The organism is Streptomyces kebangsaanensis (genome assembly GCF_001906585.1).
In the GTDB taxonomy this organism is placed as follows: domain Bacteria; phylum Actinomycetota; class Actinomycetes; order Streptomycetales; family Streptomycetaceae; genus Streptomyces; species Streptomyces kebangsaanensis.
In genome coordinates, this window is the sequence record NZ_JUJA01000167.1 from 236,981 (window position 1) to 242,439 (window position 5,459).

3 protein-coding genes and 1 pseudogene are annotated in these 5,459 nt (G+C 73.3%); 1 reads left to right on the forward strand and 3 read right to left on the reverse strand.

Going from position 1 to position 5,459, the window contains the following annotated elements:
- A pseudogene (locus tag RH94_RS45710) lies at positions 1-1,012 on the reverse strand (lytic transglycosylase domain-containing protein); the annotation flags it as partial.
- 193 nt (positions 1,013-1,205) lie between these two features.
- Between RH94_RS45710 and RH94_RS35905 the strand changes: the two are divergent.
- Positions 1,206-2,090, forward strand: coding sequence for a DUF4184 family protein (locus RH94_RS35905; RefSeq protein ID WP_073952481.1), 885 nt, complete (start codon positions 1,206-1,208; stop codon positions 2,088-2,090).
- Here RH94_RS35905 and RH94_RS35910 read toward each other — a convergent pair.
- Positions 2,002-2,421: a hypothetical protein gene (locus RH94_RS35910; protein WP_234426274.1), complete on the reverse strand. Its 420-nt coding sequence runs from the start codon at positions 2,419-2,421 to the stop codon at positions 2,002-2,004. The two genes, RH94_RS35905 and RH94_RS35910, sit on opposite strands and share 89 nt — an antisense overlap.
- Positions 2,422-2,503: 82 nt before the next feature.
- Positions 2,504-5,230: a DNA polymerase I gene (gene polA, locus RH94_RS35915; protein WP_073952482.1), complete on the reverse strand. Its 2,727-nt coding sequence runs from the start codon at positions 5,228-5,230 to the stop codon at positions 2,504-2,506.
- Positions 5,231-5,459: the final 229 nt, after the last annotated feature.

Here is a 5,459-nt window from a genome sequence, read left to right on the forward strand (position 1 = left end):
TGGAGGGCTTGCTCGGTTTGGAGGGCTTGCTCGGCTTGGCCGGTGCCGGAGGCTTCGGGCTCGGGCTCGTCGTACCGCCGCCGCCCGGCTTCGCCCGCTTGCCGGGTGCGGGGATCGACGTGCCGGCGGACGGGCCGGTGCCCGCCCCGGCCGTCTCGTCGCTGCGCCGGGACGGCAGCGTGCCCGTGCCGTCCGGTACCGAGTGGGTGTTCTTGCGGTAGTACTCCAGCCAGGACAGGACGGTGTTCAGGTAGTCCCGCGAGTTGTTGTAGCTGAGGATCGCCCGCTCGAGGTCGGCGGCGCTGGACAGGTCCCAGCCGAAGCGGCACAGGTAGTGGCCGGCGGCGAGGGCGGCGTCGTAGACATTGTTGGGGTCCTTCTTGCCGTCCCCGTTGCCGTCGCGGCCCGCCCAGGCCCAGGTGGACGGGATGAACTGCATGGGGCCGACCGCCCGGTCGTACACGCTGTCGCCGTCGTAGGCGCCGTGGTCGGTGTCGCTGATGTGGGCGAAGCCGTTGCCGTCGAGAGGGGGGCCGGTGATCCGGGAGACAGTGGTGCCGTCCGCGTCGACGTTGCCGCCGCGCGCGTGGCCGGACTCGACCCTGCCGATGGCGGCGAGCAGCTGCCAGGGCAGGTTGCAGCCGGGCTTGGCGGCACGCAGCTCCGCCTCGGCCTTCTTGTAGGCGTCGAGGACGGTGGCGGGTATGCCGGCCTCGGCCGGTCCCTGGACGACGGGGGTGCCGGCAGGGGTGCCGGCGGGAGCGCCGGTGGTGGGCGCGGGGCTGGGGCTGTTGAGGGGCGGCAGTTCCGTGTAGTACGGCGAGTTGCCGGTCGCGGCGCCGTCGGTGTCCGCCCCGGGCCCGGTGGGGGTCGCCTCGGCGGCGGACTGTCTGCCGTGGCCGTCGACCGTGACCCCGGGAGCCTGGGACGCGGAGAGAGCCGCGACCACCGCTGCGGCCACGACCGTGGTCGCCGCCCCCTTGCGCAACCCGCCGCCGAAGTGCGCCGCCATGCAGTGAACCCCTCCCGTGAACACCCGGGTGTCCGTCTGTGCAGGTGACCCTACGACAACTTCCTTTCCTCCGACACCTGTTCGTGTCCGGTTTTCACCGGTTGGGCACGATGTTCCACGTAAGGCGTTACGCGGAGGCCACATGGGTGCGTCCCGCATACTGTGACGTCAACAGCCGTTGGAAGGAGCTCCGTTGCCGTTCACCCTCAGTCATGCGGCGGCCGTGCTGCCCGCGGTGCGCGGCGACGGGACGGGGCGGGGCCGGCTGGTGCCGGCGGTGCTCGTCGCGGGTTCCTTCGCGCCCGACATGACCTATTACGCGGCGGGTGCCGTGCCCGGCGCGATGGAGTTCGGCGCGGTCACGCACTCCCTTCCCGGGGTGCTCACGCTCGACGTGCTCGTCGCCTGGGCGCTGGTGGGGCTGTGGCTGGTGGTGCGTGAGCCGCTGGTGGCGCTGCTGCCGCGCCCGCTCCAGGGGCGTACGGCGGCACTGGTGCGGTGCGGGACGCCACGCGCGCGTGTGGAGGCTTCCTCGGTGGCGTGGTGGTACGTCTCCGCCGCGCTGGGCGCGCTGACGCACGTGGTGTGGGACGAGTTCACCCATCCCGGCCGGTGGGGGATGCGGCAGTTCCCGGTGCTCGGGCAGCTGGTGGCGGGCCTGCCGGTCTACACGTACCTGCAGTACGGCAGCTCGGCGGTGGCGGCGGTCGTGATCGCCGCCTTCCTGTTCCACGCGCTGCGGCGGGCGCCGGCGGGCGAGCCCGCGGGGATGCCCGTGCTGTCGGTACGGGACCGGTGGTGGGCCGGGACCGTGATCGTCGGCTGCGCGGCGACCGGGGCCGTGCAGCGGCTCGCCAGGGCCTGGTCCGTCCTGCGGGAGGCCGGGGCGGGCGCGGGCATCGGGGCCAGGGTGCGGGACGTGGTGCCGACGCTGTGCTTCGGTGCGGGCGCGGGCCTGGTGGTGGGGCTGCTGGTGTACGCCGCCGCGGTCAGGGCGTGGCGTCCGGCTCGGGATCCTGCCGGTGACCCCGGTCCTGACGGGGCCGGTGTGGGGGCGGGCCTTCGGAGCGGTCGCTGACGGGGGCGGGGGCCGGGGTGGCGACGAAGACGGTGACGTGCCGCGCCGGGCCCGGCCGGGGCAGGCGGGCGAGGAGGAGCGCGAGGTAGCCGCGGGCGACGTCGGCCCACAGGCACCAGGGGGACGTCTCCCCGCGGGCGGGCCCGCCGCGCGTCAGCCGGCGGCCGAGGTCCCGCGCGGCGCGGCGCAGGGTTGTCGTCGGGCCGGTGGGGACGCGGGCGGTGCTCGCGTCGGCCACGAAGAGCGGGACCGGTGGCGGCGGCTCGGCGGAGTCCTCGCCGACGTCCGCCCGGATCACCGCCGGGCGGCGGTTGAGCATGCGTATACCCATGCCCGCATCCTGGCGGGCATGGGTGACGACTGCGTCTCTGCGGGGGCCACGTGAGTGACGGGCCCCCGCGGTGCGGAACCGGTCAGTGCGCCGCCGACTCCCAGTCCGGGCCCACGCCCACCGAGACGTCCAGGGGGGCCCTGAGCCGGACCGCGCCGGACATCTCGCGACGGACGATCTCCTCGGTGGCCGCGCGCTCGCCGGGAGCGATCTCCAGGACGATCTCGTCGTGGACCTGCAGCAGCATCCGGGAGGCGAGACCGGCCTCGCGCAGGGCCCGGTCCACGCGCAGCATGGCGATCTTGACGATGTCCGCCGCCGTGCCCTGGATCGGCGCGTTGAGGGCCATCCGCTCGGCCATCTCACGGCGCTGGCGGTTGTCGCTGTTGAGGTCGGGCAGATAGCGGCGGCGGCCGAAGAGGGTCTCGGTGTAGCCGGTCGCCCGCGCCTCGTCGACCACGCGGCGCAGATAGTCCCGTACGCCGCCGAAGCGCTCGAAGTAGGCGTCCATCAGGGCGCGGGCCTCGGCCGCCTCGATGTTCAGCTGCTGGGAGAGGCCGAAGGCCGACAGCCCGTACGCCAGGCCGTACGACATCGCCTTGATCTTGCGGCGCATCTCCGGGTCCACGGCCGAGCGGTCGACGCCGAAGACCTGGGAGGCGGCCGTGGTGTGCAGGTCCTCGCCGGAGGTGAACGCCTCGATCAGGCCCGCGTCCTCCGACAGGTGGGCCATCACGCGCAGCTCGATCTGGCTGTAGTCGGCGGTCATCAGGGACTCGAAGCCCTCGCCGACGACGAAGCCGCGGCGGATGGCCCGGCCCTCGTCGGTGCGGACGGGGATGTTCTGCAGGTTGGGGTCGGTGGAGGACAGACGGCCGGTGGCGGCGACCGTCTGGTTGAAGGTCGTGTGGATACGGCCGTCCGCGGCGATGGTCTTGATCAGGCCCTCGACGGTGACGCGGAGCTTGGCCTGCTCGCGGTGGCGGAGCATGATCACCGGCAGCTCGTTGTCCGTCTGGGTGGCGAGCCAGGCCAGGGCGTCGGCGTCGGTGGTGTAGCCCGTCTTGGTCCTCTTGGTCTTCGGCAGGGCGAGCTCGCCGAAGAGGACCTCCTGCAGCTGCTTGGGCGAGCCGAGGTTGAACTCGTGCCCGGCCGCCGCGTGCGCCTCCTTCACGGCCTGCTGCACCGCCCCGGCGAACATCTGCTCCATCGTTTCGAGGTGGGCGCGGTCGGCGGCGATGCCGTGGCGCTCCATGCGGGCGAGCAGCGCGGAGGTGGGCAGCTCCATGTCGCGCAGCAGTTCCGCCGCGCCGACCTCCCGCAGGCGGTCCTCGAAGGCCTCGCCCAGGTCGAGGACGGCGCGGGCCTGGATCATCAGGGCCTCGGCCTCGGCGCCCTCGTCCGTGCCGAAGGCGAGCTGGCCGTCGGCCTGGGCGGCGGGGGCGAGCTCGCGGTGCAGGTACTCCAGGGACAGCGCGTCCAGGGCGAAGGAGCGGCGGCCCGGCTTGACCAGGTAGGCGGCGAGCGCGGTGTCCATGGTGACGCCCTCGACGCGCCAGCCGTGCTCGGCGAGGACCCGCATCGCGCTCTTGGCGTCGTGGAAGACCTTGGGCCGGCCGGCGTCGGCCAGCCAGTCCGCGAACGCGCCCTCGTCGGCCTCGTCCAGCTGGGACGGGTCGAACCAGGCGGCCGCTCCCCCGGGCGCGGCGAGCGCGACCTCGGCGACGGAGCCCGCGCCGAGCGCCCAGGCGTGGACGGTGACGACGCCGAGCGGCTGCGTGCCGTGCTCGGCGAGCCAGGGAGCCAGCTCGCCGGTGCCGAGCACGGTGCCGTCCAGTTCCACGCCGTCCGCGGCGATCGGGGTGGTCCCGGCCTCCTCGGCACCCGGGTCGACGGCGAAGAGGCGCTCGCGCAGGGAGGGGTTGCGGATCTCCAGGGTGTCCAGGATCATCGCGACGGTCTGGCGGTCGTACGGCGTGCGCGCGAGGTCGGTGACCGCCCCGGGCAGCTCGACGTTCCGCTCCAGCTCGGTGAGGCGGCGGTTGAGCTTGACGGACTCCAGGTGGTCGCGCAGGTTCTGCCCGGCCTTGCCCTTGACCTCGTCGGCGCGCTCGACGAGGTCGGCGAAGGAACCGAACTGCTTGATCCACTTCGTGGCCGTCTTCTCGCCCACGCCGGGGATGCCGGGCAGGTTGTCGGAGGGGTCGCCGCGCAGGGCGGCGAAGTCCGGGTACTGGGCGGGCGTCAGCCCGTACTTCTCGACGACCTTCTCCGGGGTGAACCGGGTCAGCTCGGAGACGCCCTTCGTGGGATACAGCACCGTGGTGTGCTCGCTGACCAGTTGGAAGGAGTCCCGGTCGCCGGTGACGATCAGCACCTCGAAGCCCTCGGCCTCGGCCTGGGTGGCGAGGGTGGCGATCACGTCGTCCGCCTCGAACCCCTCGACGGCGAAGCGGGCGGCGTGCATCGCGTCGAGCAGCTCGCAGATCAGCTCGACCTGGCCCTTGAACTCGTCCGGCGTCTTGGAGCGGTTCGCCTTGTAGTCGGCGAACTCCTCCGAGCGCCACGTCTTGCGGGAGACGTCGAACGCCACCGCGAAGTGCGTGGGCGCCTCGTCACGCAACGTGTTGGCCAGCATCGACGCGAAGCCGTAGATCGCGTTCGTCGGCTGCCCGGTCGCGGTCGTGAAGTTCTCCGCGGGCAGCGCGAAGAACGCGCGGTAGGCCAGCGAGTGTCCGTCCATGAGCATCAGCCGCGGGCGGCTGCCGCCGGGGGGGCTGTCGGTCTTCTTCGGTGCTGTATCTGCCACGTCCCCGATCCTGCCACGGACCGCTGACAGTCGGTCCCCGGCTGCCTGCGGGGGGCTTGCCCACCCACCCGCCCGACTCTGTGGGGTGAGGGGCATCCGGCCCTGGGGCTCCGCCCCAGACCCCTGTCCGGGGCTGCGCCCCGGCCCGCCCGACTCGACAGGAGAAAAGAGTTCTGTCCCCGGGGCTCCGCCCCAGACCCCGGCGGGGGCTCCGCCCCCTGCACCCCCG

Bases quoted from the DNA above. Each gene is read 5' to 3' on its own strand.
- RH94_RS35910 (WP_234426274.1), bottom strand. From the start codon at position 2,421: ATGGGTATACGCATGCTCAACCGCCGCCCGGCGGTGATCCGGGCGGAC.